This window comes from Mycobacterium sp. 852002-51152_SCH6134967 (assembly GCF_001667105.1).
Lineage (GTDB): Bacteria > Actinomycetota > Actinomycetes > Mycobacteriales > Mycobacteriaceae > Mycobacterium > Mycobacterium neumannii_A.
Genome location: NZ_LZIK01000068.1, coordinates 166,604 through 193,403 on the forward strand (window position 1 = coordinate 166,604; position 26,800 = coordinate 193,403).

The 26,800-nt window shown below is 67.3% G+C and carries 23 protein-coding genes and 1 riboswitch; of the genes, 9 read left to right on the forward strand and 14 right to left on the reverse strand.

Features of this window, described 5'->3' with window-relative positions; translation table 11 throughout:
• The first annotated feature begins 17 nt into the window (after positions 1–17).
• A complete protein-coding gene (locus tag A5790_RS21905) occupies positions 18–860 on the forward strand; it encodes an alpha/beta fold hydrolase (protein WP_066849199.1) in 843 nt (280 codons plus the stop codon).
• On the opposite strand, the gene A5790_RS21910 is transcribed toward A5790_RS21905, so the two are convergent.
• Complete coding sequence (locus A5790_RS21910; RefSeq protein WP_066849201.1) at positions 857–3,124, reverse strand: NADP-dependent isocitrate dehydrogenase; 2,268 nt, start codon at positions 3,122–3,124, stop codon at positions 857–859. The two genes, A5790_RS21905 and A5790_RS21910, sit on opposite strands and share 4 nt — an antisense overlap.
• Before the next feature lie 187 nt (positions 3,125–3,311).
• A riboswitch (SAM riboswitch) is annotated at positions 3,312–3,434 on the forward strand.
• 102 nt (positions 3,435–3,536) lie between these two features.
• Between A5790_RS21910 and A5790_RS21915 the strand changes: the two genes are divergently transcribed.
• Genes A5790_RS21915 through A5790_RS21925 form a run of 3 tightly spaced genes read left to right on the forward strand, consistent with a single transcriptional unit; the run spans position 3,537 to position 6,735 of the window.
• Complete coding sequence (locus A5790_RS21915; RefSeq protein ID WP_066849206.1) at positions 3,537–4,886, forward strand: bifunctional o-acetylhomoserine/o-acetylserine sulfhydrylase; 1,350 nt, start codon at positions 3,537–3,539, stop codon at positions 4,884–4,886.
• Positions 4,886–6,007: a homoserine O-acetyltransferase gene (locus tag A5790_RS21920; protein WP_066849209.1), complete on the forward strand. Its 1,122-nt coding sequence runs from the start codon at positions 4,886–4,888 to the stop codon at positions 6,005–6,007. The genes A5790_RS21915 and A5790_RS21920 overlap by 1 nt, the downstream gene beginning before the upstream one ends.
• Complete coding sequence (locus A5790_RS21925; RefSeq protein ID WP_197696859.1) at positions 6,004–6,735, forward strand: class I SAM-dependent methyltransferase; 732 nt, start codon at positions 6,004–6,006, stop codon at positions 6,733–6,735. The genes A5790_RS21920 and A5790_RS21925 overlap by 4 nt, the downstream gene beginning before the upstream one ends.
• Positions 6,736–6,813: 78 nt before the next feature.
• Here A5790_RS21925 and A5790_RS21930 read toward each other — a convergent pair whose 3' ends face one another.
• Positions 6,814–7,107 carry a DUF3017 domain-containing protein gene (locus tag A5790_RS21930; protein WP_064394249.1) on the reverse strand — a complete coding sequence of 98 codons (294 nt, stop codon included), beginning with the start codon at positions 7,105–7,107 and terminating at the stop codon, positions 6,814–6,816.
• Positions 7,104–7,961, reverse strand: a complete 858-nt coding sequence (locus A5790_RS21935; RefSeq protein WP_064394250.1) for a bifunctional methylenetetrahydrofolate dehydrogenase/methenyltetrahydrofolate cyclohydrolase — start codon at positions 7,959–7,961, stop codon at positions 7,104–7,106. The genes A5790_RS21930 and A5790_RS21935 overlap by 4 nt, the downstream gene beginning before the upstream one ends.
• 28 nt (positions 7,962–7,989) lie before the next feature.
• On the opposite strand from A5790_RS21935, the gene A5790_RS21940 reads away from it, so the two are divergent.
• Positions 7,990–9,213, forward strand: coding sequence for an NADH:flavin oxidoreductase (locus A5790_RS21940; RefSeq protein WP_066849219.1), 1,224 nt, complete (start codon positions 7,990–7,992; stop codon positions 9,211–9,213).
• Here the strand turns inward: A5790_RS21940 and A5790_RS21945 are convergent.
• Complete coding sequence (locus A5790_RS21945; protein WP_126315890.1) at positions 9,180–9,596, reverse strand: hypothetical protein; 417 nt, start codon at positions 9,594–9,596, stop codon at positions 9,180–9,182. The two genes, A5790_RS21940 and A5790_RS21945, sit on opposite strands and share 34 nt — an antisense overlap.
• A gap of 115 nt (positions 9,597–9,711) precedes the next feature.
• On the opposite strand from A5790_RS21945, the gene A5790_RS21950 reads away from it, so the two are divergent.
• Positions 9,712–12,345 (forward strand): FHA domain-containing protein, encoded by a 2,634-nt coding sequence (locus A5790_RS21950; protein ID WP_066849224.1) that lies wholly within the window; start codon positions 9,712–9,714, stop codon positions 12,343–12,345.
• A 27-nt stretch (positions 12,346–12,372) separates the two neighbouring features.
• Here the strand turns inward: A5790_RS21950 and A5790_RS21955 are convergent, their stop codons facing one another.
• The 6 genes from A5790_RS21955 to A5790_RS21980 form a co-directional block, all read right to left on the reverse strand.
• Complete coding sequence (locus tag A5790_RS21955) at positions 12,373–12,936, reverse strand: pentapeptide repeat-containing protein (RefSeq protein WP_066849226.1); 564 nt, start codon at positions 12,934–12,936, stop codon at positions 12,373–12,375.
• A 4-nt stretch (positions 12,937–12,940) separates the two neighbouring features.
• Complete coding sequence (locus A5790_RS21960) at positions 12,941–13,516, reverse strand: ATP/GTP-binding protein (protein ID WP_066849228.1); 576 nt, start codon at positions 13,514–13,516, stop codon at positions 12,941–12,943.
• Entirely contained in the window at positions 13,497–13,868 is a 372-nt protein-coding gene (locus A5790_RS21965) for a DUF742 domain-containing protein (RefSeq protein ID WP_066849229.1), read from the reverse strand. Before A5790_RS21965 ends, A5790_RS21960 begins: the two co-directional genes overlap by 20 nt.
• 7 nt (positions 13,869–13,875) lie before the next feature.
• Entirely contained in the window at positions 13,876–14,295 is a 420-nt protein-coding gene (locus A5790_RS21970) for a roadblock/LC7 domain-containing protein (RefSeq protein WP_066849230.1), read from the reverse strand.
• Positions 14,292–16,790 carry an ATP-binding protein gene (locus A5790_RS21975; protein ID WP_066849231.1) on the reverse strand — a complete coding sequence of 833 codons (2,499 nt, stop codon included), beginning with the start codon at positions 16,788–16,790 and terminating at the stop codon, positions 14,292–14,294. Before A5790_RS21975 ends, A5790_RS21970 begins: the two co-directional genes overlap by 4 nt.
• Before the next feature lie 267 nt (positions 16,791–17,057).
• Positions 17,058–17,663 (reverse strand): bifunctional 2-polyprenyl-6-hydroxyphenol methylase/3-demethylubiquinol 3-O-methyltransferase UbiG, encoded by a 606-nt coding sequence (locus A5790_RS21980; protein ID WP_066849233.1) that lies wholly within the window; start codon positions 17,661–17,663, stop codon positions 17,058–17,060.
• Positions 17,664–17,713: 50 nt separating this feature from the next.
• Between A5790_RS21980 and A5790_RS21985 the strand changes: the two genes are divergently transcribed.
• Positions 17,714–18,178: a tRNA (cytidine(34)-2'-O)-methyltransferase gene (locus A5790_RS21985; RefSeq protein ID WP_066849235.1), complete on the forward strand. Its 465-nt coding sequence runs from the start codon at positions 17,714–17,716 to the stop codon at positions 18,176–18,178.
• A 3-nt stretch (positions 18,179–18,181) separates the two neighbouring features.
• Here the strand turns inward: A5790_RS21985 and A5790_RS21990 are convergent, their stop codons facing one another.
• On the reverse strand, positions 18,182–18,829 hold the full coding sequence (locus A5790_RS21990; RefSeq protein WP_066849237.1) for a nitroreductase family protein: 648 nt from the start codon (positions 18,827–18,829) through the stop codon (positions 18,182–18,184).
• Between the two features lie 22 nt (positions 18,830–18,851).
• Between A5790_RS21990 and A5790_RS21995 the strand changes: the two genes are divergently transcribed.
• A complete protein-coding gene (locus tag A5790_RS21995) occupies positions 18,852–19,268 on the forward strand; it encodes a TIGR03667 family PPOX class F420-dependent oxidoreductase (RefSeq protein ID WP_066849242.1) in 417 nt (138 codons plus the stop codon).
• On the opposite strand, the gene A5790_RS22000 is transcribed toward A5790_RS21995, so the two are convergent.
• Together A5790_RS22000 and A5790_RS22005 are read right to left on the reverse strand one after the other, a co-directional pair.
• The gene (locus A5790_RS22000) at positions 19,265–20,407 is read right to left on the reverse strand and encodes an MFS transporter (RefSeq protein ID WP_066849245.1); all 1,143 of its coding nucleotides are present in this window, start codon (positions 20,405–20,407) and stop codon (positions 19,265–19,267) included. The genes A5790_RS21995 and A5790_RS22000 overlap by 4 nt on opposite strands.
• A gap of 17 nt (positions 20,408–20,424) precedes the next feature.
• On the reverse strand, positions 20,425–23,745 hold the full coding sequence (locus A5790_RS22005) for an error-prone DNA polymerase (protein WP_066849248.1): 3,321 nt from the start codon (positions 23,743–23,745) through the stop codon (positions 20,425–20,427).
• A 259-nt stretch (positions 23,746–24,004) separates the two neighbouring features.
• On the opposite strand from A5790_RS22005, the gene A5790_RS22010 reads away from it, so the two are divergent.
• Positions 24,005–25,489, forward strand: a complete 1,485-nt coding sequence (locus tag A5790_RS22010; protein ID WP_066849251.1) for an HNH endonuclease signature motif containing protein — start codon at positions 24,005–24,007, stop codon at positions 25,487–25,489.
• On the opposite strand, the gene A5790_RS22015 is transcribed toward A5790_RS22010, so the two are convergent.
• Positions 25,486–26,796 carry an adenylate/guanylate cyclase domain-containing protein gene (locus A5790_RS22015; RefSeq protein ID WP_066849254.1) on the reverse strand — a complete coding sequence of 437 codons (1,311 nt, stop codon included), beginning with the start codon at positions 26,794–26,796 and terminating at the stop codon, positions 25,486–25,488. The genes A5790_RS22010 and A5790_RS22015 overlap by 4 nt on opposite strands.
• Positions 26,797–26,800: the final 4 nt, after the last annotated feature.

Consider the following 26,800-nt stretch of genomic DNA (forward strand, 5'->3'; position numbering starts at 1 on the left):
CCTTTACTGTCGGGCTGATGGCTAGAAAATCGCCGCGCGACCCGCTCCACGTCGGCTCAGGCGAGCCCATCGTGTTGCTACACCCGTTCATGATGTCGCAGAACGTCTGGAAAAAGGTCGCCCCGCTCATCGCCGACACCGGCCGCTTCGAGGTGCTGGCTCCGACGATGCCCGGGCACAACGGCGGGGTGAAGGGGCACCGATTCCTCGACACCAAAGAGCTCGCCGACGACGTCGAACGCAGGATGGACGCGCTGGGCTGGGACACCGCCCACATCGTCGGTAACTCGCTCGGGGGTTGGGTGGCCTTCGAGTTGGAGCGCCGCGGCCGCGCACGCACGCTGACCGGGATCGCGCCGGCCGGCGGGTGGAGTCGGTACACGCCCGCGAAGTTCGAGATCGTCGGCAAGTTCCTGGCCGGCTTCCCGGTGTGGGTGTTCACCCTGGCGTTCCGGCAACGCGTGCTGAAGCTCCCCTTCACGCGCTGGCTGGCCCACTTCCCCATCAGCGCCACGCCGGACCGGTTGTCCGACGACGACCTCATCGACATCATCGACGACGTCACCCACTGCCCGGCCTACTACCAGCTGCTGGTGAAGTCGCTGCTGACGCCGGGTCTGCTGGAACTGGCCGAAAGCGCGTGCCCCACCCACCTGGTGATCTGCGAGAAGGACCGGGTGCTGCCGCATCCGCGGTTCACCCGCCACTTCACCCAGCAGCTGCCCGAGAGCACGCAGGTCACCCACCTCGACGACGTGGGCCACATTCCGATGTACGAGGCGCCGCAGCGCGTGGCCGACCTGATCGTCGACTTCGTCGACCGGCACGCCGCGCCGCCGCGGGAGGCGCTCGGCGGTTAGAGCTTCGTCACCGGCTCGCTCGTCGCGCCCTCCAGCACCGAGTTCAGCGTCTTGCTGGGCCGCATCACCGCGGTGGTCTTCTCCGGGTCCGGGTAGTAGTACCCGCCGATGTCGACCGAGTCGCCCTGCACCTCGATGAGCTCGTTGACGATCGCATCCTCGTTGTCGGCCAACGACTTCGCGAGGTCGGCGAAGTGGTCGGCGAGCTCCTGGTCGTCGGTCTGCTCGGCAAGCTCCTGCGCCCAGTACATCGCCAGATAGAACTGGCTGCCCCTGTTGTCGAGCTCACCGGTCTTGCGCGAAGGGCTCTTGTTGTTGTCCAACAGTTTTCCGATGGCCGAGTCCAGCGTCCTGCCCAACAGAACGGCCCGCTTGTTCTCGGTCTTGCGCCCGATGTCCTCGAAACACGCTCCCAGAGCGAGGAACTCGCCGAGCGAATCCCAACGCAGGTGGTTCTCCTCGACCAGCTGGTGGACGTGCTTGGGCGCAGACCCACCCGCACCGGTCTCGTACATGCCGCCGCCGGCCATCAGCGGCACGATCGACAGCATCTTCGCGCTGGTGCCCAGCTCTAGAATCGGGAACAGGTCAGTCAGGTAGTCGCGCAAGATGTTTCCGGTCACGGCGATGGTGTCCTGGCCGCGAATCAACCGTTCCAGCGTGTACCGCATGGCCCACACCTGCGGCATGATCTGGATGTGTAGCCCCTCGGTGTCGTGCTCCTTGAGGTACTCCTTGACCTTCTTGCGCAGCTCCACCTCGTGCGGACGCTCGGTGTCGAGCCAGAACAGCGCGGTCATGTCCGAGGCCCGCGCCCTCGTCACGGCCAGCTTCACCCAGTCGCGGATTGCGGCGTCCTTGACCACCGGCATGCGCCAGATGTCGCCGGTCTCGACGTTCTGGGTCATCAGCACCTCGCCGGTGTGGACGTCGACGATGTTGGCGACGCCGTCCTCGGGGATCTCGAACGTCTTGTCGTGGCTGCCGTACTCCTCGGCCTTCTGCGCCATCAACCCCACGTTAGGTACGGTGCCGATGGTCGTCGGATCGAACTGCCCGTGGGTCTTACAGAAGTTGACCATCTCCTGGTAGATCCGGCTAAACGTGGACTCGGGGTTGACCGCCTTGGTGTCCTTGGTCCGCCCGTCGGCGCCGTACATCTTGCCGCCGAGCCGGATCATGGCGGGCATCGACGCGTCGACGATCACGTCACTCGGCGAATGGAAGTTCGTGATGCCGCGGGCCGAATCCACCATCGCCAGTTCCGGCCGGTGCTCGTGCACGGCGTGGATGTCCTGGACGATCTCCTCACGCTGCGAGGCGGGCAGCGCCTGGATCTTGTCGTAGAGGTCGGACATGCCGTTGTTGACGTTCACGCCGAGCTCGTCGAGCACCTTCTGGTGCTTGGCGAACGCGTCCTTGTAGAACACCTTCACCGCGTGGCCGAACACGATCGGGTGCGACACCTTCATCATCGTCGCCTTGACGTGCAGCGAGAACATCACGCCGGTCTTGTAGGCGTCCTCGATCTGTTCTTCGAAGAATTCGCAGAGCGCCTTCTTACTCATGAACATGCTGTCGATGATGTCGCCGTCGTCGAGCGCCACCTCCGGCTTGAGCACGATCGTCTCGCTCGACCCATCTGGACGTTGTGTCTCGAGCACCATCTTGACCTTGCGGTCCTTATCGAGCGTCATCGACTTCTCGCCGTGGTAGAAGTCGCCCTTCTTCATGGTCGCCACGTGCGTGCGCGACGCCATCGACCACTCGCCCATGCTGTGCGGATGCTTGCGCGCGTACTCCTTGACCGCCTTCGGTGCACGTCGATCCGAATTGCCCTGTCGCAGAATCGGGTTGACCGCGCTGCCGAGAACCTTGGCGTAGCGGTCCTTGATCTCTTTTTCCTCGTCGTTCTTTGGCTCGCCGGGATAGTCCGGCAGGTCGTAACCCTTGGCCTTGAGCTCCTTGATGGCGGCCAACAGCTGCGGCACCGAGGCGCTGATGTTGGGCAGCTTGATGATGTTGGTGTCGGGACTCTCCGTGAGTTCGCCCAGCCGCGCCAGGTTGTCGGGCACCCGCTGCTCGTCGGTGAGGCGGTCGGAGAACTCCGCGAGAATGCGTGCGGCCACCGAGATGTCACTGGTCTCGACGTTGATGCCCGCCGGCTCGGTGAACGTGCGAATGATCGGCAGGAACGCGTAGGTCGCCAGCAGCGGCGCCTCGTCGGTCAGCGTGTAGATGATGGTCGGCTGCTCGGCAGTCATGTGGGGTTCTCCCGGCTCGCTAATCGGTTCAGGCCTCGGTCAGTCGACTACCAGTATTGCGCCGTACCCGGTGCTCTGTGTGAGCCAGGGGGTCCGCCGGGAAGCACTGTGATCCGTTACCGGCGGGTAGCCAGTCGTCGGCATCCCTTGCTGGCAGACGCAGGTGACGTGCGATAAGCTTCTCATCGGTCATGAGTGCCAGCGACAAGCCCCGGCTTGCTGGTCGGCAACCCTCCAACCGCGGTGGGGTGCCCCGGGTGATGACCAGGTTGAGTACCCGCTGACAAGCGGTTACCGGCAAGCGCGGGTCCGTTGTGACGGGCCCCCAGAGAAGACAGTGGAGGTCCGGCGTGCGCAGTTACCGCTGAGTGCGTGAAATGCCCCTTTTCGGCCCCTCACAACAGGAGAAGCTATGAGCACCGAACACGATGACCCGACCGCGCGGTGGGCGTTCGAAACCAAACAGGTCCACGCCGGACAGACCCCCGACAGCGCGACGAACGCGCGGGCGCTGCCCATCTACCAGACCACGTCGTACACGTTCGACAGCACCGATCACGCCGCCGCACTGTTCGGCCTCGCCGAGCCGGGCAACATCTACACGCGGATCATGAACCCGACCCAGGACGCGGTCGAGCAGCGCATCGCCGCGCTCGAGGGCGGTGTCGCCGCACTGTTTCTGGCCTCCGGTCAGGCCGCATCGACGTTCGCGATTCTCAACCTCGCCGACACGGGTGGCCACATCGTGTCCAGCCCACGGCTGTACGGCGGCACCTACAACCTGTTCCACTACTCGCTGCCGAAGCTGGGCATCGAGGTCAGCTTCGTCGAAGACGCCGACGACCTCGACTCCTGGGGCGCTGCGGTGCGGCCGAACACCACGGCGTTCTTCGCCGAGACGATCTCCAATCCGAAGATCGACGTGCTCGACATCCCGGGCGTCTCGGGCGTCGCCCACGACGCCGGCGTACCGCTGATCGTCGACAACACGATCGCCACGCCGTATCTGATCCAACCGTTGAGCCACGGCGCCGACATCGTCGTGCACTCCGCCACCAAGTACCTCGGTGGGCACGGAACAACGATCGCCGGTGTCATTGTCGATGGGGGCACCTTTGACTGGACCAACGGCAAGTTCCCCGGCTTCACCGAGCCCGACCCCAGCTATCACGGCGTTGTGTTCGCCGAACTCGGCCCGCCCGCGTTCGCGCTGAAGGCGCGCGTTCAGCTGCTGCGCGACCTGGGTTCGGCGGCGTCGCCGTTCAACGCGTTCCTGGTTGCCCAGGGACTAGAGACGTTGAGCCTGCGCGTCGAGCGACATGTCGAGAATGCACGGAAGGTCGCCGATTATCTAGCGGGGCATGAGCATGTCATCTCGGTCAATTACGCCGGGTTGCCGTCGTCTCCCTGGTATGAGCTCGGAAAGAAGTTGGCGCCCAAGGGGACCGGCGCCGTGCTCGCGTTCGAGTTGGCGGGCGGGGTCGAGGCCGGAAAGGCCTTCGTCAACGCGCTGACCCTGCACAGCCATGTCGCCAACATCGGCGATGTGCGCTCGCTGGTGATCCATCCCGCTTCCACGACACATGCGCAGCTCTCACCCGAGGAGCAGTTGGCCAGCGGTGTCACGCCCGGGCTGGTGCGCCTGGCGGTTGGCATCGAGGGCATCGACGACATCCTGGCCGATCTGGAGCAGGGCTTCGCCGCCGCCAAGCCGTTCAGCTCTCCAAGACGCATTGATCCGAGCACCACGGCGGCGTTCTGATGACGATATCGGAGGTACCCACCTTGACCCTGCCGGTTGAAGGCGAGATCGAAGTGGTCGATATCGGCCCGCTGACGCTGGAGAACGGCGCGGTCATCGACGACGTGTCGATCGCCGTGCAGCGCTGGGGCGAGTTGTCGCCCGAGCGCGACAACGTCGTCGTCGTGCTGCACGCGCTGACCGGCGATTCGCACATCACCGGTCCGGCAGGACCCGACCACCCGACCCCCGGCTGGTGGGACGGCGTCGCGGGACCCGGCGGACCCATCGACACCGACCGCTGGTGCGCGGTGGCGACCAATGTGCTCGGCGGCTGCCGCGGCTCCACCGGCCCGAGCTCACCGCATCCCGACGGCAAGGCGTGGGGTTCGCGTTTCCCGGTCGTCTCCGTCCGCGACCAGGTGCGCGCCGACATCGCCGCGCTGGAGGCGTTCGGGATCACCGAGGTCGCCGCGGTCATGGGCGGCTCGTTGGGTGGCGCCCGCGCGCTCGAGTGGATGGTCGGCCATCCGGACAGGGTGCGCTCGGGGCTGGTGCTGGCCGTCGGCGCGCGTGCCACCGCAGACCAGATCGGCACGCAGAGCTCACAGGTCGCCGCGATCAAGGCCGACCCGAACTGGCAGAACGGCGACTACTACGGCACCGGCCTGTCCCCCGACCTCGGCATGGAGATCGCCCGCCGGTTCGCCCACCTGACCTATCGCGGCGAACTCGAGCTCGACACCCGGTTCGCCAACGATCCGCAGGACGACGAGGACCCCGGCGTCGGCGGCCGCTACGCCGTGCAGAGCTATCTGGAGCATCAGGGCCGAAAGCTGGTGTCGCGGTTCGACGCGGGCACGTATGTGGCCCTCACCGAGGCGCTGTCGAGCCATGACGTCGGACGGAACCGCGGTGGCGTCGAGGCCGCGCTGCGTGGCTGTGGTGTGCCTGCCGTGGTCGGCGGCATCACCTCCGACCGGCTCTACCCGCTTCGGCTGCAGGAGGAGCTGGCCGAATTGCTGCCCGGCTGCGCCGGACTCGATGTCGTCGAGTCGATCTACGGGCACGACGGCTTCCTGGTGGAGACCGACGCGGTCAACAAGCTGATCCGCCGAACGCTGGAGCTGGCATCTCGGTGAGCGGGCCGGAACAAAATCGCTCGCTGTCGTTCGGCGCGGAAGCCGCGGCCTACGAACGCGGTAGGCCGTCGTATCCGCCGGAGGCGATCGACTGGCTGCTGCCGTCGGCCGCCGCCAAGGTGCTCGACCTCGGGGCGGGCACGGGCAAGTTGACCACGCGCCTCGTCGAGCGCGGCCTCGACGTCGTCGCCGTCGATCCGATTCCCGAAATGCTTGACCTGCTGAGTCGTTCGCTTCCCGAGACGCCCGCGCTGCTCGGCACGGCCGAGGAGATCCCGCTGCCCGACGACAGCGTGGACGCCGTGCTGGTGGCCCAGGCCTGGCACTGGTTCGATCCCGAGATCGCGGTCAAGGAGGTCGCCCGCGTGCTGCGCCCCGGCGGTCGGCTGGGCCTGGTGTGGAACACCCGCGACGAGCGGCTCGGCTGGGTCAAAGACCTCGGCCGCATCATCGGTCACGAACACGATCCGTTCAGCAACACCGTGTCGCTGCCCGAACCGTTCACCGATGTCGAACGTCATCAGGTCGAGTGGACCAGTTATCTGACCCCGCAGGCGCTTATCGACCTGGTGGCGTCGCGCAGCTACTGCATCACCTCACCGGAGCAGGTGCGCACCAGGACCCTGGACCGTGTGCGCGAGCTGCTGTCGACCCACCCGGCGCTGGCCAACTCCACCGGGCTGGCGCTGCCGTACGTCACGGTGTGCATCCGGGCGACGCTGGCCTGACAGCCGCGCCGAGATCGACGTATTGGCGGAAATGGTCGAGGAAAACCCGCCAAAGCGTAAGTCTCGGCGACTGTGCCGTTAGCTGGTACCCAGCGGGTCGATGGTCCAGGCGACATAGAGCATCGTCGCGCTGACGGTCGCGGTGGTGACGAAATCGACGCCTCGGCTTCGCACCGCCAGCAGCCCCGCCCGTTCGTCGCTCAACATCAGCCGCAGCGCTGCAGCCACACCGACCCCGATCGCCATCACCAGCGCGCCGCGTCGCCAGTAGCCCGCGACCACCAGGACGAACGCGGCGGCGAAGATCAGCCCGACCGACCAGAACGGCCACTGACTCGCGAAAACCTTGCGCGCGAACTCCTTTGGCGTCACGTCGCCGCCAGTGCCTCCGCGCGCTCGACCACGTTCGTCAGAAGGAACGCCCGCGTCAGCGGGCCGACGCCACCCGGATTGGGCGAGACGTGGCCGGCGACGTCCCAGACGTCGGGGTGGACGTCACCGACGAGCTTGCCGTTCTCGTCGCGGCTGACCCCGACGTCGACGACCGCCGCGCCGGGTCGCACCATTTCGGCGGTCACCATGTGCGGCATGCCCGCCGCGGCGATGATGATGTCGGCCTCCCGGGCCAGCTCCGGAAGATGGCGAGTCGCGGTGTGGCACAACGTCACCGTCGCGTTCTCCGAACGACGCGTCAGCAGCAGTCCGAGCGGGCGGCCGACCGTCACACCGCGGCCGATGACGACGACCTGCGCGCCGGCGATCTCCACCTCGTAGCGGCGCAGCAGGTGCACGATCCCGCGCGGGGTGCACGGCAGCGGGGCCGGTTCGTTGAGAACCAGCCTGCCGAGGTTCGTCGGATGCAGACCGTCTGCGTCCTTGCCCGGGTCGACGCGCTCCAGCGCGGCGTTCTCGTTGAGGTGCTTGGGCAGCGGCAACTGCACGATGTAACCGGTGCACTCGGGGTTGGCGTTGAGCTCGTCGATCGTCTCGTCGAGCGTGGCCTGGCTGATGTCGGCGGGCAGGTCGCGGCGGATCGAGTTGATGCCGACCTTCGCGCAGTCGGAGTGCTTACCGCGCACGTAGGCCTGCGAGCCGGGATCGTCGCCGACGAGCACCGTGCCCAGCCCCGGCGTACGTCCCGCCGCGGTCAGCGCCGCGACGCGTTCGGTGAGGTCGACGAAGATCTCGTCGCGCGTGGCCTTGCCGTCCAGTGTGATCGCACCCACGCGTCACAGTCTGGCATGCTCTGAGACCATGAACACTCGGCCCAATGTGTTCACCCCGGCCAAGCTCGGCCCGGTGACGCTGCGCAACCGGATCATCAAGGCGGCGACGTTCGAGGCGTCGACGCCGAACGCGCTCGTCACCGACGAACTGATCAACTTCCACCGGCTGCCCGCCGCCGGCGGAGTCGGGATGACGACGGTCGCCTACTGCGCGGTCGCTCCCGGCGGGCGCACCGACGGCTGGCAGATCTGGATGCGCCCTGAGGCGGTGCCAGGGCTGAAGCGGCTGACCGAAGCGGTCCATGCCGAGGGCGCGGCGATCAGCGCACAGATCGGCCATGCTGGCCCAGTGGCGAATGCGCGGACCAACAAGGCCAAGGCGCTGGCGCCGATCCGCTTCTTCAACCCGCTGTCGATGCGGTTCGCCAAGAAGGCCACGCGTGAGGACATCCGCGACGTCACCGAGGCCCACGCCAACGCCGCGCGCCTGGCGATCGAATCCGGTTTCGACGCGGTCGAGATCCATCTCGGCCACAACTACCTGGCCAGCTCGTTCCTCAGTCCGCTGCTCAACCGCCGCACCGACGAGTTCGGCGGCTCGCTTCAGAACCGCGCCAAAGTGGCCCGCGGCGTCGTCATGGCGGTGCGGCGCGCGGTGGAGAAGGAAGGTGCCCCGATCGCGGTGACCGCGAAGCTGACCATGACCGACGGTGTGCGTGGCGGCATTCCGATCGAGGAGTCGCTGCAGACCGCGAAATGGCTCGAGGAGGACGGCGGGCTGGACGCCATCGAGTTGACGGCGGGCAGTTCGCTGGTCAACCCGATGTACCTGTTCCACGGCGACGCGCCGATCAAGGAGTTCGCGAACGCGTTCAAGCCGCCGATCCGGTGGGGCATTCGGATGACCGGCAAGAAGTTCCTGCGCCAATACCCCTACCGCGACGCATTCCTGTTGCGCCACGCCCAGAAGTTCCGCGCCGAATTGAAGATGCCGCTGATCCTGTTGGGCGGCATCACCAACCGAGAGTCGATGGACCTCGCGATGGCCGAGGGCTTCGAATTCGTGGCGATGGGACGCGCGTTGCTGGCCGAACCGGACCTGATCAACCGCATCCAGGCCGACAGCTCGGTGCAGTCGATCTGCGATCACTGCAACAAGTGCATGCCGACGATCTACAGCCACACCCGCTGTGTGCTGACCGGGGCGCCGGACAACTATCAGCCGTCGACGGCGGGCCGCGGTTCGACGTAGGCCACCATCGGTTCGGTCACCAGAACCTGGTCTCCGGCGGTGACGACGAGTTCCTTGGGCGAGAACGTATAAGTGGCGCCCTCGTTCTCGACGGTGAAGACGCCGTCACTGTTTTCGACGGCAGGCGCGGTCAGCACCAGACCGTCACTCATCCGCACCCCGCGGTACTCGTAGCTGCTGCCCCGCTCGCAGATCGCGACGAGCGCAAACTGGGTGCGGCCCAAAGCCGCTGGCTGCCATGGCGCCTCGCAACGGGCTTTTGAGTCGACGAACCCACGGGCGTCGATCGCTATGGCGCCTTGCGCATCGACCGTCGGCGCCAGGAACGCCGCGACGACACAGAGCCCGCCAATGCCGAAGACCAGGAAAGGCGCCCGAGACACCATGACCTATGGTGACCACGTTTCGTCGCCATAAGCGCGCGACTCGCCGTACGACCGGCAAACTTCCGTGGTCGGAGCACCGGGTCGCGCATGCCTACCGTTAGAGTTGGCGACGATGAGCCGACCCGCCCCGCCCGCGCTGACCGTTCGGTACGACGGATCGACCCGAACCTTCGCGGCGGGCAATGACGTCGTCATCGGCCGCGATCTGCGCGCCGACGTTCGCATCGCCCATCCGTTGATCTCCCGTGCGCATCTGGTGTTGCGCTTTGACCAGGGCCGCTGGGTGGCGATCGACAACGGCAGCCTCAACGGGATGTTCGTCAACAACCGCAGAGTTTCCGCGGTCGACATCCACGACGGTCAGACGATCAACATCGGCAATCCCGACGGTCCGCGACTGACTTTCGAGATCGGCCGCCATCAGGGCGCGGTGGGCCGGACGCCGACCGTGGCGGTGCCGATCGCCAACCAGCGACCGACGGGCACCTACCCCACCGCGCCGCCGCCCCCGCCGGTTTCGGGTCCACACTCGGCTCCGCACACCACGCGGCCATACGGTCCGCCGCCGGGTCAGGCGCGTCCGCAACCGACCTACCCGAGTGCGCCTCCCCCGCCCCGTCATCCCAGCACGCCGCAGCCCGCGGCCTATACGAGCCCTCAACAGCCGGTGCGTCAGGTGATATCGTCCCCGGCGCTCGAGTCGGCGACGATGATGGGACCGACCGCGGCGCCGCGCTCCAGCGAGGGCAACCTCGCCACGAGCATGCTCAAGATCCTGCGGCCGGGAACCAGGCCGCCGGACAACGTCCCCGGCGCAGTCAAGATCGGTCGAGCCACCGACAACGACATCGTCGTGCCCGACGTGCTGGCCTCGCGCCACCACGCCACGCTGGTGCCGACGGCGGCCGGTACCGAGATCATCGACAACCGCAGCATCAACGGCACGTTCGTCAACGGTGCACGCGTGGAGTCCGCGCTGCTTCGCGACGGTGACACGGTCACGATCGGCAACATCGACCTCGTCTTCTCCGGCGGCACGCTGGTCCGCCGCAGCGAGAGCGAGGCCGCGACCCGCACCGGCGGACTGGAAGTCCACGGCGTCACGTGGACGATCGAGAACAACAAAACGCTGCTGGACAACATCTCGATCGCCGCGCGGCCGGGAACGCTGACCGCGATCATCGGCCCGTCGGGCGCCGGTAAGTCGACGTTCGCCCGGTTGGTCGCCGGCTACACCCATCCGACGACGGGCACGGTGACCTTCGAGGGCCACAACGTGCACGCCGAATACGCGTCGCTGCGCTCGCGGATCGGGATGGTTCCCCAGGACGACGTCGTGCACGGTCAGCTGACCGTGCGTCAGGCGCTGATGTACGCCGCGGAACTGCGCCTGCCGCCGGACACCACGAAGGCCGACCGGGAACAGGTCGTCATGCAGGTGCTCGAGGAACTCGAGATGACCAACCATCTGGAGACCCGCGTCGACAAGCTCTCCGGCGGCCAGCGCAAGCGCGCTTCGGTTGCGCTCGAACTGTTGACCGGCCCGTCGCTGCTGATCCTCGACGAGCCGACCTCGGGTCTGGACCCCGCACTGGACCGCCAGGTGATGACGATGCTGCGGCAACTGGCCGACGCCGGGCGCGTCGTGCTGGTCGTCACGCACTCGCTGACCTATCTCGACGTCTGCGATCAGGTGCTGCTGCTGGCGCCCGGCGGAAAGACCGCGTTCTACGGCCCGCCCAGCCAGATCGGCCCGTCGATGGGCACCACCAACTGGGCCGACATCTTCAGCTCGGTGGCCAGCGACCCCAAGGCGGCCAACGAGCGCTTCCTGTCCCAGCACGGGCCTCCGCCACCACCACCGCCGACCGAGGAGCCGTCCGATCTGGGCAGCCCGACGAGCACGAGCGTGCGGCGGCAGTTCTCGACGATCGCGCGCCGACAGGTGCGACTGGTGGTATCCGACCGCGGCTACTTCGCGTTCCTGATGCTGCTGCCGTTCATCATGGGCGTGCTGTCGCTCTCGGTGCCCGGTGACGTCGGGTTCGGCGTGCCCGTGCCTGCGATGCAGGGCGGCCCGGCACCCAACGAGCCGGGCCAGATCCTGGTCATGCTCAACGTCGGCGCCATTTTCATGGGCACCGCGCTGACCATCCGGGCGCTGATCGGCGAACGGGCGATCTTCCGCCGCGAGCAGGCCGTCGGATTGTCAACGACCGCATACCTTTTGGCGAAGGTGTTCGTGTTCACCCTGTTCGCGGTCGTCCAGTCGGCGATCGTGACGGCGATCGCGATCATCGGCAAAGGTTGGGGTCCCGGTGCCGTCGACAGCGGTGCATTTATCGGCAACCGCAGCATCGAGCTGTTCGTCGACATCGCGGTGACGACGGTGGCCGCGGCGATGGTGGGCCTGGCGCTCTCGGCGTTGGCCAGGTCCAACGAACAGATCATGCCGCTGCTGGTGGTGGCGATCATGTCCCAGCTGGTGTTCTCGGGCGGCATGATCCCCGTGACGGACCGGATCGTGCTCGACCAGATGTCCTGGTTCACCCCTGCCCGTTGGGGTTTCGCGGCTTCGGCCTCGACGATCGACCTGATCCGGTTGGTGCCCGGCCCATTGACGCCCAACGACCGACACTGGGAACACAGCGCGGGCACATGGCTGTTCGACATGGCCATGCTGGCGCTGATCTCCATCGGCTACACGGCGTTCGTGCGCTGGCGGATTCGGCTGAGCAGCGCTTAGCGCGCCGATATCCGTGCGTGATGGGGATCATTCCCCGTGGATGTTCAGGCCGTGCGCGGCGGCGAACGCAAGCGCTTGGTCGACGTCGATTTTCACGCCGGTGAGGCCGGCGGTGGTCCACAGTGACGGGTCGGTCCTCGCGCCGCGAAGGTCGGCCTCGTCTAGTCGCAGGTTCTGCACCCGCGCCCCGCTCAGATCCGCGCCGCGCAACACCGCCTTGCGCAGATCGGCGTCGACGAGGCCTGCCTCGCGCAACCGGCATCCGGTGAGATCCACACCCCGCAGATCACATCCGCCGAGGACGGCCAGTGTCAGGTCGACGTCGACCAGCGTCATCGGCCGAAGGCGGCTTCCGGTGAATACCGATCCGAGCATGCTGCACTGCCGGAATACGCTGTGGTGCAGGGTTGCTCGCTCGAACCGGCAGTTCCGAAACGCCGAACCGGCATGTTCGGATTCGGTGAGGTCGACGCCGCGGAAATCACATTCGTCGAACACCACGCGTTCGGTGCGTAGCCTGCTGAGGTCGTCGTCGCGGAAGTCGCGGCCGGTGTAGTGCTCGTCGCTCCACAGTGTTTCGTCGGGGCGCACTCGGTCAACCGGGCAGGGAGGTCAGGTTCGCCAGAGCGTATTCGGTGATCGCGATCAACGCCGCCTTGGCGGACTGCCGGTCTCGCGCGTCGACGGTGATCACCGGAACGTGCTCGCCAAGCGCCAACGCCTTGCGTACCGCAGCAGCGGGATGCCTTGGCGCGCTGTCGAACTGGTTGATCGCGACGAGGAAGGGCAGGTTGCGCGCCTCGAAGAAGTCGACTGCGGCGAAGCTGTCCTGTAGACGCCGCACGTCGACCAGGATGATGGCTCCGATCGCGCCGCGGACGAGGTCGTCCCACATGAACCAGAACCTGCGCTGACCGGGCGTGCCGAACAGGTACAACACCAGGTCATCGGCCAAGGTTATGCGACCGAAGTCCATCGCCACCGTCGTCGTGTTCTTCTGGGGCGTGGCTTCGAGTCCGTCGACGCCCGCCGAGGCGGTGGTCACCAAGGCCTCGGTCCGCAGCGGCATGATCTCGGAGACCGCGCCGACGAACGTCGTCTTCCCGGCGCCGAAGCCACCCGAGATGACGATCTTCGTGGAGGCGGTCTCCTCAAAGTGCCTTGAGGCCACGCAGTGTCCTTCCTATCAACTCACGTCTTTCGTCGATGTCGGTCGACTCGCCCAGGGTGCTGCCGACCGCCACATAACCCTGCGTCACGAGATCCCCGATGAGCACCCGCGCCACGCCGAGCGGCAACGATAACTTCACAGCGATCTCGGTAACCGACGGGCGGTCGACGCATATCGCCACGATCTGTCCGCGCACGTCGTTACCCGGCCAGCGCGGCGGCTTGGCCGAGTCGACCGTCTCGATCGGCGCTTCCATCGGCAGCGAGATGCGGGAGTCGGTACGGCCCGCGGTCAGGATGTACGGCCGGACCAGGCTCGGCTCGGCCGCGACGTCGCCCTCCCACTGGTCCATCGGCCGCTCACGAATGTTGGGGTGCGCGCCGTCGCGCCGACTGGGCGACGGTGCCCACCCGCTCGACCAATACCGCCATCTCGTAACCGATCTGGCCGATGTCGCAGTTCCGTGCCGCCAGGGTCGCCAGGTTCGAGCCGTCGCCGACGCGCATCAACAGCAGGTAGCCGTTCTCCATCTCGACCACCGACTGCAGCACGTGGCCACCGTCGAAGAGTTGCGCTGCACCCGTGGACAGGCTGGCCAGTCCGGACGCCACGGCCGCGAGTTGGTCGGCCCGCTCGGTCGGGATGTGCTCACTGGCCGCCATCAGCAGCCCGTCGGCGGACACCAGCACCGCGTGCGTCACCCCCGACACTTCGCGGGCGAATTTGGAGACCAGCCAGTCGAGCGAGTCGCGCTGCGTCGAACGGGCCGGGTACGTCATTCGGTATCGGTTCCTCTGGTCTCTCGTGCGTGCGAGCGGCCGGCGTGCACCCCGCCGAAGTGGCTGCTGATGCTGGCGCGAACGGCGTCAGGATCGCGTTGCGAGGCTTCTGGTTGCGCGCCGAACTCAGCCGCCGATGCTACCTCGCCGGTCTGTGCGGCGCCCGGCACGAGGCGGGCACCCGGGGTGCGCACCGGAAGCCCGTCGTCGGTGACTTCGGTGACCGGGGCCTCGTCGGCGGCGGCTGCGGCCGACCAGCCGTGGTCCCAGACCGATTCCCAGTTCAGGTCCTCGCTGTTGGCGAGTTCGGTGGGGTCGACCAGCCACTCCGAGAGCATGCTCTGGTAGATCGAGTCGTCGGCATCGGCCGATTCCGCCGCTTGGGTCCGCGCCGCGAAGAAGCTCGAGGTGTCCGTCGGCCGGCCGGCCGGTTCCGGCTCCCCGACTTCTTCGTCCGGGGTTGCCGCGATACCGCTGGCGCCGGGGTTGCGCTGCGGCAGGACCGCAATCGGCGCATCAGAGTGGCCATTGGCGTGCCTCGGCTCGTCGAGCGCCAGCGCCGTCGCGATCCCCGAATGGGCGTCGGCGGGCGTGGCGTACTCGGGCTCGCTGAACTGGTGCGGCTCCCCGGGTCGCCTCAACAACTCGCTCGGCACGTACACACCCGCGGTGGTGCCCGAATCCGGCTCGCCACCGATCGTGGACCGCAACCGGACCACCAGCCCGTGCTGCGCGGCGAGGCGCCCCACGACGAACAACCCCATGTGCCGCGCGGTGTAGGGGTCGACCTGTCCGCCTGACTGCAGACGGGAGTTGGCCACCCGCAGATCCGACTCGGTCATCCCGAGCCCGATGTCACTCACCTCGATGACCAGTCCGCCGTTGGCGGTGTGCACGGCCGACACTCGCACCTGTGAGATCGGCGGCGAGTAGCGCAGCGCGTTGTCGAGCAGTTCGGCGAGCAGGTGGACCAGGTCACCGGCGACGGCGCCGACGACCTCACTGTCGGGAACGGTCGCGGTGACGACCCGGGTGTAGTCCTCGACCTCGGAGGCCGCGGCGTTGATCACCGCGGAGACCGGAACCGGCTCGGCCTGCTCGCGAGGAACCCTCGCGCCGGACAGCACCAGAAGGTTCGCGCCGTTACGTCGCATCCGGGCGGCCAGATGGTCCAGCCGGAACAGGCTCTCGAGCCGCTCGGGGTCCTCCTCGTTGCGCTCCAGCCGGTCGATCAACGCCAACTGCTGGTCGACCAGCGAGCGGCTGCGCCGTGAGAGCGTCTCGAACATGTCCCCGATCTGCAGCTGCAACCGCGACTGTTCGGCGGCGAGGAAGACGGCCTGCTCGTGCAGTTCGTCCACGGCATGGGCGACCTGGCCCACCTCCTCGGTCGTGTGCACCGGGATCGGGGTGATCTGCGAGGCGTCACCACCGGCACGCACCCGCTCGATTTCTGCGCCGAGGTCTTCGTGGGCGACCTTGAGCGCGCTGTCGCGCAGACGCCGCAGCGGTCGCACCAGGGTGCGCGCCACCAGGACCACGATGATCAGCGCGACCAGCATCGCCACACCGACGATGACCGCATCGCGGATCAAGGTGGTGCGCTGAGCGTCGGCTCGATCCCGCACGGCCGACGTGACCGCCCCGGTGGTCCGCTCGATGATCTGGGACGCGATCTGATCGGTTGCGGCCACCGACCCCAGCAGTTCGGGGTTGTTGGCCAGCGGCACCGCCGGGTCGGTCATCAGCGCCATCCGCTTGACGAACTCGGCCTGCAGCGTCTTGGCCTCGGGCGATCCCACCCCGAGCACCTGGCTCATACCGAACAACGTCGACGGCTCGGTGCCGGCAAGTGCGATCACGGCGGTCCGCAACTCGGGCTCGGGCAACTCGGCACCGCGGGTGAGCGCGAGCGTCTGCATCGTCATCTGGCCGCGCGCCCCGATCGCCCGGGCCAGCCCGACGGTCTCCGCGCGGATGCGTTCGTCGTCGACGCGGACCGAGCCGGTCACCGCATCCTCGGCGGGCAGCAGCAACAGCGCGTAGGCCTGGATGCTGTCGCGCAGTCCGACGCTGTTCGAGGTGACCCTGTCCATCAGCGCCTGACCGTCGTCGATCATGGTGGTGATGCCCTGGCGGACGTCCGGAGCGACGTCGGTGGCCTCCATCCGGAGCTGGAGTTCACGGCGGCTGCTGTCGAATCGGCTCAGGGCGGGCTGCATGTCACCGTCGGCCGAGGTGGCCAGCATCGCCGCTTCCAACGCCTCCATGTAGCGCTCGATCGCGGGCACCATTTCGGCGCGTTCGGCGGCGCGGCGTAGATCGGTCTCCGCGGTCACGTCGCCGTGGATGCGCAGGCCGGCGAACGTTGCGGCCACGATCAACGGCACCAGGACGATCGCGAGCACTTTCCACCGGACCGGCCAGTTGGATAAGGCCCACCGCGACGGCCGTCTGACCGGTGGCTCGGGTTCGCGCGGGGAGAACACGCTCATCGGCGCACGCCCGTTCGCAGGGCCGGCGGCTTCATCGTCAGCGATGGCGCGTCATTCATGAGACTTCCCACTGATTTTCTACTGATCTGCCCACCCTGGCGGGCCTGTTCCGGCCCTGGCAATTGGACGAGTATGCCAGCGATGTGCGGCCGAATCCACCATTCTTACTGAACAGACAGAGTTCAAAACCGCAGGTGAAAAGCGGTGTGAGGATACCGAGCAAATACCGGGACCCGATCGTGATGTCCCCCCGGCAGCAGCGCCCGCCTACGCCGGGCGAAGGATCGCGACGAGGAAGTCGGAGTCGTCGGCGAACGGCCGCACATCCCACGTCGACAACAGCAGATCCGGCGCGAGACCCGCGTTCGAGGCGTCGTCGAAGAAGTCGGCGAACGCGTAGTCGCGCCCAGCGCCGAAGCCGATCACCGCCCGCCCGTCGTCCTTGAGATGGGCGCGCAGCCGGGTGAGCACCTCGCCACGGGTGCTCGGCGCCAGGAACGTCATGACGTTGCCCGCCGACAGGATGACGTCGAATTTCTCGGCGATGCCCCGTCCGGGCAGGTCGAGTTCGGCGAGGTCGCCGACGAGCCACTGTGGGCCCGGATGGTCCTGTTCGGCCGCCTCGATCAGCGCGGGGTCGACGTCGACGCCGACGACGCGGTGACCGGCGGCGGCGAGGTAGCCGCCCAGACGGCCGGGTCCGCAGCCGGCGTCGAGGATGTGGGCGCCCCGGGGGGCCATCGCGTCGATCAGGCGCGCCTCACCCGCCAGGTCGTCACCGGCCCGCGCCATGGCGCGGAATCGCTCGATATACCAGTGGGAATGGCCGGGGTCGGCCGCCACCTTCTGCATCCAGAGGCTCTTCGCGACCATGCGAGCATTATCCCTTCGCCCCGAAAGCGCTCTCCACCCAGAGGTGCCAGTTGTTCAGATTGATGTTCTACTCACCGCGCATCGCGCCAAACACGGGTAACGCGATCCGGATGGTGGCGGGCACCGGCTGCGAACTGCACCTGGTGGAACCGTTGGGCTTCGACCTGTCCGAGCCGAAGTTGCGGCGGGCCGGCCTGGACTATCACGACCTGGCGTCGGTGACCGTCCATCCCGATCTGGCCGCGGCATGGTCCGCGATGGCGCCCGAGCGGGTCTATGCATTCACCGCCCACGCGACGACGTCGTTCACCGACATCGAGTACCGGCCGGGTGACGTGCTGATGTTCGGTCCCGAACCCTCCGGCCTCGACGAGGCGACGCTGGCCGATCCGCACATCACCGCGCAGGTGCGGATTCCGATGCTGGCCGGCAGGCGCTCGCTGAACTTGTCGAATGCCGCCGCCGTCGCGGTGTACGAGGCGTGGCGCCAGCACGGATTCAGCGGCGCGACCTGAGCATCACCAGGAGTTGAAGTGCGCGATCTGCTCGACGGGCAGGCGCTTGGCCGGGCGGAAGTCGGTGCCCTTGGTGTAAGCGATCGGGAACAGCCCGCCTTGGCTGTACTGGTCGTGCGGGATGCCCAGGACGTCGGCGGCCTGCTTCTCGCCCTCACCCAACAGGTGCAGCGTCGTCCACGCCGAGCCCAGACCGCGCGTGCGCAACGCCAGCATGTAGCTCCACGCGGCGGGCAGCAGTGAACCCCGGAAGCTGGCGCTGACGGCGCCGGGCACACCGTCGCATCGTCCCTCGAGGCACGGGATCAGCAGCCAGGGCGCCTTTTCCATGTTCTCGGCGAGGTATTCGGCCGACGACACCACGGCCTGGCGCCGCTCCCCGCGGCTGTCGCCCTCTGCGTATTCGGGTTCGGGCATCGTGCGGTACAACTTCCAGCTGTTGCGATAAATCTCGGCGAGCGCCGTCTTCTTCTCGGCGTCGTCGACGAACACCCACTGCCACGCTTGACTGTTCGATCCGGTCGGCGCCTGGATGGCGAGCTCGAGGCACTCCAGCAACACCTCACGCGGCACCGGCTTCTCGAAATCGAGCCGCTTGCGCACCGAACGGGTGGTGGTGAGGACTTCGTCGGCGGAGAGGTTCAAGGTCATTTTTCGAGACTACATTCGCTTCATGGCAGTCAAATTCACCCAGGAAGTCATCGACCGGCTCTCGTCGGAGAAGCACGGCTGGTTGACCACGGTGGCCAAGTCCGGACAACCCGTCCCGAAATTAGTGTGGTTCTACTTCGACGGGACTGACATGATCGTCTACACCGAACCGAGTGCCGCGAAAGTCAGGCATATACGGGCGCATCCACGGGTCAGCCTCAATCTGGACTCCGATGGAAACGGTAGCGGGATCATCGTCGTCGGCGGACCCGCGACCGTCGATGCCGAGGGCGCGAATCCGCTGCACGACGAGCGGTATCGCGCGAAATACGCCGAGTTGGCGGCCAGCCTCGGTTTCAGCGACGAGTTTCTCGCCGCCTACGACACGCGGCTGAGGATCAGCGTCGACAAGGTCTGGACCACGCCCACCGAGGGTTAGCGCGCTGCGGGCACCGGCGCTGTGTTCACGGGCCGCACCGCAAGCGCACACAGGCCGACCGCGGCGATCGCCAGGAACGCGGCCCGTCCGCCGGCCAGGTCGATGAGCGCACCAGCCACGGGCGCCCCCAGGGCTTGACCGGCCGCGAGCGTGAAGAACGACAGGCCGACTCCGGATGAGGTGCTGTCGGGATACAAGCGGGCGCTCCACAGCAGCGCCAAACCCGTCAACGCGATGTAGGCCCCGCCGAACAGCGTGGCGGCCGCGATCATGACGCCGAGGTTCCACGGGGCGGCCGCCAACAGCGCCGTCGCCGAGGCCATCGCGACGGTCGCGCACACCCATGCCCACTGCAGTCCGATCCGCTGCACCACATCACCGGCGAGCGCCCCGGCGATGCCCGCCGCGCCGATGACGATCCACAGCAACGACGAGCGGGTGGCGTCCGCCCCGCCGACGGTGGTGATCAGGTCGCGGCCGAAGGTCCACACCGCGACGCTGCCGACGCCCGTCAGCAAGGCTGCCAGCAGCAAGCCGAAAGTACCTGTGCGCCAGAGCGGATCGACCCGTTTCGCCGCGCGCTGCGAGTCGGCCGGCACGGCGAGGAACACCCAGACGGTCACCGCCGCCGAGACCAACGCGTACACCACCCACGCCGCGCGCCAGTGGCTCAGCAACAGCAGCGCGATCGGCGCCGACAGCACCACACCGATTCCGGTGCCGCCGTTGACGACGGTCTGGGCGCGTTCGGCCGTGTTCGCCGGCACGTGTTGGGTGACCGCGGCGGCCAGCGGCGGCGAGACGATGCCGGTGCTACAGCCGGCGACCAGCACACCTACTGCGAGCACCCACGTCGAGGGCGCGAGCGCGATGATGGAGATCCCCAGTGTGGCAACGACTCCGGCGGCGACCGCGACCCGTCGCGGGCCGATGCGGTCGGTCAGCAGCAGGCTGGCGGTGATCGCCGCGCAGTAGCCGATGTAGCTGCCCGCACCGATCACGCCGGCGATGGTGGGGCTCAGGCGGAAGGTCTCGCCGAACACCGGGCCGAACAGTCCGTAGGAGAACCGCCCGAAGCCGTAGCAGCAGGCGATCAGTGCGGTGCCCGCACCGACGAGGAGGTAGACGGGTCGCCGCACCGCTCAACCGTAGCGGGCTAGCGGAAGTCGCGAGACTTCGAGCCGATCGCCAAGGTGAGCTTGCCCATCCGCTCGGCGACGACGGTGACGGCGCCGGTCGCGTTCTGCACCTGACCGCGGATCAGCAGTGCCGGAGCGGTTTGCGCCAGCTTGCGGTGTCGCGCCCACAGCCCGCGCGAGCAGATGACGTTGACCATTCCGGTCTCGTCCTCGAGGTTGAGGAAGGTCGCCCCTTGTGCGGTCGCCGGCCGCTGCCGGTGCGTCACCGCCCCGGCCACCAGCACGCGGGTGCCGTCCGGCACGTCGAGCAGCCTTCCTGCCGGGATGACACCGAGGTCGTCGAGATCTTCTCGGAGGAACTGCGTCGGATAACTGTCCGGTGAGACACCGGTCGCCCACACGTCGGAGGCGGCCAACTCGAGTTCGGTCATACCCGGCAGCGAGGGAACGTGCGACGAGGCGCCCACACCCGGCAGCCGGTCGGGTCGTTGGCTGGCGGCCGCGCCCGCCGCCCACAACCCTTCACGTCGGGCGATGTCGAAGCAGCCCAGGGCCCCGGCGGTGGCCAGCGCCTCGGTCTGCGGCACGGACAGCTGCACTCGCTGCGTCAGATCCAACAGGGAAGTGAACGCGCCGTTGGTCTTTCGCTCTTCGACGAGCTGCTCGGCCAGGTCGTCGCCGATGTGGCGGACCGCGCCGAGGCCCATCCGCACCTCGGTGCCGGCGTTCTCGAGGGTCGGGTGCGCCAGGCTGGCGTTGACGTCCGGCCCGCGCACGGTGACACCGTGTCGGCGGGCGTCGGCCACCAGGGTTTGCGGTGAGTAGAAGCCCATCGGCTGCGCGCGCAGCAGCGCGGCGCAGAACGCGGCGGGGTGATGCAGTTTGAACCACGAGGAGTAGAACACCAGCGACGCGAAGCTGAGCGAATGACTTTCGGGGAAACCGAAGTTCGCGAACGCCTCCAGTTTCTCGTAGATGCGGTCGGCGACTTCGCCGGTGATGCCGTGGCGCTGGCGCATACCGTCGTAGAACCTGCTCCGCAGTCGGCGCATCCGTTCGGTCGACCGCTTGGATCCCATCGCGCGGCGCAGCTGGTCGGCCTCGGCGGCGGAGAAACCCGCGCAGTCCACCGCCAGCTGCATGAGCTGTTCCTGGAACAGCGGCACCCCCAGCGTCTTGTGCAACGCCGGCTCCATCGACGGGTGGTCGTAGGTGACGGGCTCTTCGCCGTTGCGGCGCTTGATGTACGGATGCACCGACCCGCCCTGGATGGGGCCGGGCCGGATCAGCGCCACCTCGACGACCAGGTCGTAGAACACGCGAGGCTTGAGCCGCGGCAGGGTGGCCATCTGGGCGCGCGACTCCACCTGGAACACCCCGACGGAGTCCGCTTTCTGCAGCATCTCGTAGACGGCGGGCTCGGACAGGTCCAGTTTCGCCAGGTCGACATCGATGCCCTTGTGCTCGCGCACCAGGTCGATGCAATAGTGCAGCGCCGAGAGCATGCCGAGGCCGAGCATGTCGAACTTCACCAAACCGATTGCCGCGCAATCGTCTTTGTCCCACTGCAGGACGCTGCGGTTCTCCATGCGGGCCCACTCGACCGGGCACACGTCGGCGATGGGCCGATCGCAGATGACCATGCCGCCGGAGTGGATGCCCATGTGGCGGGGCAGGTTGGAGATCTGCTTGGCCAGATCGATGACCTGCTCGGGAATGTCTTCAGTGTGCGGCGCCTCGGCGAGGTTGCCCCACTGGCCGAGCTGCTTGCTCCAGGCGTCCTGTTGACCTTGCGAGAAGCCCAGTGCGCGGGCCATGTCGCGTACCGCGCTGCGACCCCGGTAGGTGATGACGTTGGCGACCTGCGCGGCATAGTCGCGGCCGTAGCGGTCGTAGACGTACTGAATAGCCTTCTCCCGCAGGTCTGATTCGATATCGATGTCGATGTCGGGCGGGCCGTCGCGCGCCGGGGACAGGAAGCGTTCGAACAGCAATTCGTTGGCGACCGGGTCCACGTTGGTGACGCCGAGCGCGTAGCAGACCGCGGAATTGGCCGCCGATCCCCTGCCCTGGGCCAGGATGCCGTTCTCCCTGCAGAACCGGGTGATGTCGTGGACCACCAGGAAGTACCCGGGAAAGGTCAGCTGCTCAATGACTTTCAGCTCATGTTCGATCTGCGCGTATGCGCGCGGCGCCCGTTGCGGTGGGCCGTATCTCCGGTGCGCGCCCTCCATCACCAGATGACGCAGCCAGCTGTCCTCGGTGTGGCCGTCGGGGACGTCGAACGGCGGTAACTGCGGTGCGATCAGCGCAAGTCCGAACGCGCACTGCTCACCGAGGTCGGCCGCGGCCGTCACCACCTCAGGCCGGTCGGCGAACAGCCGGGCCATCTCCTCACCTGACCGCAGATGCGAACCGCCCAGCGGGGCAAGGTAACCGGCGGCCTCGTCCATCGAGTGCCGGGCGCGGATCGCCCCCATCGCCATGGCCAGCCGACCCCTTGACGGTTCGGCGAAATGTGCGGCGGTGGTGGCGACCACGCTCAGACCGAACCGGGGCGCGAGCTCGGCGAGGGCGGCGTTGCGTTCGTCGTCGCAGGGGTGCCCGTGGTGGGTGAGCTCGACGCTGACACGGTCGCGGCCGAAGCGGTCGACCAGGTCGGCCAGCGCGGTGGCGGCGGCCTGCGGACCGCCTTCTGAAAGCGCCTGTCGAACATGCCCTTTACGGCAGCCGGTGAGGATGTGCCAGTGTCCGCCTGCGGCCTCGGTCAAGGCGTCGTAGTCGTAGTGCAGCTTGCCCTTCTCGCCGCCGGCCAGGTGCGCCTTGGCGAGTTCGCGTGACAACCGCCGGTAGCCCTCGGGGCCGCGCGCGAGCACCAGCAGGTGCGGGCCGGGCGGATCGGGGTCTTCGGTCCGGTTGCCCCCGCCGAGGGACAGTTCGGCGCCGAAGACCGTCGACATCTCCAGTTCTCTGGCGGCTTCGGCGAAGCGCACCACGCCGTAGAGGCCGTCGTGGTCGGTCAGCGCGATCGCCCGCAGGTCCAGTCGGGCCGCCTCCTCGACCAGTTCCTCCGGCGTGCTGGCGCCGTCGAGGAAGCTGTAGGCCGAATGCGCGTGCAGTTCGGCGTAGGGAACCGTCGACGTGGGTCGCTCGACGTCGAGTGGCTGGTACTCCCCTCGCCTACTGGACCAGGCCGGGCTGTCGCCGCCGTCGCCGATCTGCTCGTCCGGGCCATATTCCCCGCTCGCGGGGGAAGGCCAAGCGCCGGCGCGGCGCGGTTTGCCGTTGAGCACCCGCTCCATTTCCACCCAGCTCGGCGGTCCGGTATGCCAGCCCATGGTTGCAGTGTATCGAACTTGTGTTCGAACAGCTGCCTTCGTTCGATACCGCGTTGACTCATCAGAAATGCGCGCGTACGGGTTGCGGATCGGGTTGACGTTGGCGCAGCGCGCCCGGTTACGCGAGGCAACTTGGATACCTCCGACGCGCAAGTCTTGCGAGCGCACGTTATCCCCAAGACCAGATTGATCCACAGGTTGGGCGCTGGAGTGCGCCGTCGGCCGATCCGCGTCTGCCCCCGTGGCTAAATTCGCTAGTATGTTCGAACAGCTGGTTGAAGCGGCCGACGGCATTAGCGGTGCCGGAGCGGCCGGTGCGTGGGCGCGCATCGAGAACGCCGCCTGCGCGCGCCGGCTCTCGGCGGCGGCCGATGTGTTGGATCGGATGTACGCCGCCGACGGCTCGGCCGAGCGCGACCAATGGATCCTGGACAACTACGCTGCCGTCGCCGCCGAGATCGCCCCAACCCAGCATGTGTCGCTGGGATTAGCCGCGTCCCAGCTGGCGATCGCGGTCGCCCTGCGTGACCGCTTCCCCGGCGTCAACGCTGTGTTCATGACCGGCGCCATCTCGTACCGCGAGGTCGCCGCAATCGTGTCGCGTACCCGTTTGGTCCAAGACGGCGACGCGCTGGCTGGAGTCGATGCCGCGATCGCCGGGAACGTCGAGGAGTGGACGACGCTGTCGTTGATGAAGTTGCACACCAAGATCGACTTCTGGGTCGACCGCTTCGATCCCGCCGCGGTGCGCCGCGCCGAGAACAGCTCGCGCAGCCGCTACGTCGACGTCCGGGACAGCGGCAACGGCACGGGTGTTGCCTACATCGAGGCGACGGTTTACGCCCACGACGGCGAGTTGATCGACCAACGCCTCGATGCTTTCGCCGCGACGGTGTGCGAAAACGATCCCCGCACTCAAGAGCAGCGCCGCGGCGACGCCCTGGCCGCGGCGGTCAGCGGCGCCAAAGGGCTGCCGTGTGCGTGCGGTTCGAACGAGTGCCCCGCTGCGGGTCTCACGGCCAGCAACGTGGTGGTGCACGTCGTGGCGAGCGAGGACACGCTAAATGATGAGACCCCAGCCGAATTGGACGGCGATAAGCCAGTCGAGGCGGTCGAGCCCGACGATCCCACGCTGGTCGGTCCTGCCGCGACGGGGCCAGGCTACGTGATGGGTCGTCGAGTGGTGCCGGCACCGATCGTGGCCGCCAAGCTGGCCGTCGCCAGGCGTCGACCCGTGAGACATCCTGGTGATGCCGCTCCGGAGAAGCGACGAGTTCCCTCGGCGGCACTGGCATGGTTCGTCCGCTGCCGCGATCTAACCTGTCGTTTCCCGAACTGTGACAAGCCGGCCACCCAGTGCGACATCGACCACACCATCCCTCATCCACGGGGTGCCACACAGGCGTCAAACCTCAAATGCCTGTGCCGAACTCATCATCTCTGTAAGACGTTCCTAGGATGGCGGGACCGACAGCATCCGGACGGCACCGTGGATTGGCTCTCACCCACCGGGCAGAAGTACACGACCCATCCCGGCAGCAGACTGCTGTTTCCGTCGCTGTGCCGGCCGACCGCCCCCGCGGTCGTCGACCCCAGCGTCGACCTACTCGACGACGCGGTTCGGTGCCTGAAGATGCCCCGCCGCAAGCGAACTCGCGAGCAGAGCCGGGCCGACGCCATCAAAGCGGAGCGTCAGCGCAACCAGCCCTACGCCGACGAGCGCAACAAGCCACCACCGTTCTAGGTGGCGGCGAGCAGTGGCCATTCCCCGGGCACACCTTTGAGTTGGTGTGTCCCACGATCCTCGAACTCGAGCCCCGATCCGATCACCAGGTCGCGCAAGGTGCTTGACACCAGCACGTCATTGGGCCCGGCCAGAGCAGCAATGCGCGCACCGATATGCACGGCGATACCGCCGATGTCATCGCCACGCATCTCGCACTCGCCGGTGTGCAGACCAGCGCGCACCTCGATGCCGAGCGCCTGCACGGCATCGCGGATCACCTTGGCGCAGCGGATGGCCCGCTGCGGACCGTCGAACATCGCGACAAAGCCGTCCCCGGTGGTATTCACCTCACGACCACGGAAACGCGCCAACTGCGCGCGGGTAATGGCATCGTGTGCATCGAGCAGGGCGCGCCAGTCGCGATCACCCATCTCCGACGCGCGGCGCGTCGATTCCACGATGTCGGTGAACAACACCGTCGCCAGCACGCGATCGTCCACCACCTCGGGCCGATGTCCGGTGAGGAACTGCGCTATTTCCTCGAAGGAATCTCGCCATGGTTCGACAACGTGCAACAAGTTCCGTCCGGGCAGCTCGACATATTTCGCAGCTGGAATGTGATCCGCGACGTACTTTCCCCAATCCCGCGGAACCACAGCGTCATCGGTGTGTTGAATGACGAGCGTGGGCACCCGGATCGCCGGCAGCAGTGCGCGCACGTCCATCTCGGACATGAATCGCATCATCGAAGCGGCGGTGCTCGGACTCGCCGACAGGCGTTCGAACCGAGCGTACGCTGCCCTGATCTCCTCGTTCCAGGGCATATCCGGGTTCAAGATATGTTGCGACTCTCCTGTGCCCCACATATCAATCATCGCCGCGAGGACTTCAGGAGAGGGCCCACTGGCGCGCACAGCGTTGGGGTCCGCATAGCCCTCCAGCACCACCAGCGCGATTGTGCGTGAAGGATGCGTGGCCGCGAAGAGGATCCCCGCCGCCAACGCGCCGACGCCCGCGATCAGGATGGCCTCGCGACTGCCGAGTTCGTCGAGCACCGCGCTGATGCTGTCGACCCACAGCTCCAAGGTCGGCAACGCACCACCTGGGACGGGATCAGAGACCCCCATGCCCGGCTGGTCGAAGAAGATGAGGCGGCCGAGCGATGTCATCGCCTCAACCCAGCCACGCATGACGGGAAGTTCCGGTGCGAGCTCGCTGTTTGTGAACCAGTTGGGGATGTAAACAATGTCGCGCTCGCCCTCGCCGGACGCGCGGAAGGCGATTCGCAGATCTCCGTTCATCGCGTAGCGCGTCTCGGAGAACATGACC